The following is a 1233-nucleotide window of genomic DNA, read 5'->3' on the forward strand; positions in this document are numbered from 1 at the left end:
ATGTTCTTGTTAGTCCAATCCATTTCAGAAACGTGAACAAGACCTTCAACGCCTTCTTCAATTTCTGCGAAACAACCGTAGTCAGTTAGGTTAGTTACGCGCGCAGTTACACGAGTATTCTCTGGGTAACGCTCTTTGATCTGTACCCATGGATCTTCACCTAGCTGCTTAAGGCCTAGTGAAACACGGTTACGCTCACGATCAAACTTCAATACTTTAACATTGATCTCGTCACCAACATTTACGATTTCACTTGGATGCTTAATACGCTTCCAAGCCATATCTGTAATGTGTAGAAGACCGTCAACACCACCTAAGTCAACGAAAGCACCGTAGTCAGTAAGGTTCTTAACGATACCCTTGGCTTCCATACCTTCAGCCATTGACTCAAGCAATGCTTCACGTTCTGCACTATTTTCAGCTTCAAGCACTGAACGACGAGAAACAACAACGTTGTTACGCTTCTGATCTAGCTTGATAACTTTAAATTCTAATTCTTTACCTTCAAGGTGTAGCGTGTCACGTACTGGACGAACATCAACCAATGAACCAGGAAGGAAGGCACGGATAGTTTTCAGCTCAACAGTGAAACCACCTTTAACCTTACCGTTAATCACACCTTTAACGATTTCTTCAGCTTCAAATGCTTTCTCAAGCTCTTTCCAAGCTTCAGCACGCTTAGCCTTCTCACGAGATAGGCGTGTTTCACCGAAGCCATCTTCAACAGCATCTAGTGCAACATCAACAGAGTCACCGATCTTTAATTCGACTTCACCGCTCTCGTTAACAAATTGAGATAGAGGTATAACACCTTCTGACTTTAGGCCAGCGTTTACTGTAACCCAGTCGCTATCAATATCTACTACAACACCCGCAATAATTGCTCCCGGGGTCATATCGATTTCATTTAGACTCTCTTCAAATAACTCTGCAAAGCTCTCGCTCATTACAATTCCTGTGTGATTAAATTCTCCGTACCACCAGCATGTACGGTTTATTTATTGAAATGGGTTTTGCATTGCTGGCCAACGTTAACCAAAACCCAAAAGTTTAGAAGTCGTATTTATTAAGATTTCCGCTCAATAAAATTAACAACTTCCTTTAAAACTTCTTCGATAGAAAGCCCTGTAGTATCAACATGATACGCATCTTCAGCGGCTTTGAGCGGAGCATTTTTTCGCCCCATGTCTCGGGCGTCTCGCTCTTCTATCTCCTTTAAAAGGGGCGCGATTT

General features: G+C 42.4%; 2 protein-coding genes. Both read right to left on the minus strand.

Going from position 1 to position 1233, the window contains the following annotated elements:
- On the minus strand, positions 1-947 hold a 947-nt coding region (locus tag A3757_RS23420; RefSeq protein WP_156506520.1), incomplete at its 3' end, for a 30S ribosomal protein S1.
- A 119-nt stretch (positions 948-1066) separates the two neighbouring features.
- The gene (locus tag A3757_RS25440; RefSeq protein ID WP_082872176.1) at positions 1067-1231 is read right to left on the minus strand and encodes a (d)CMP kinase; all 165 of its coding nucleotides are present in this window, start codon (positions 1229-1231) and stop codon (positions 1067-1069) included.
- Between the last annotated feature and the right edge of the window lie 2 nt (positions 1232-1233).

The organism is Oleiphilus sp. HI0117, assembly GCF_001635235.1.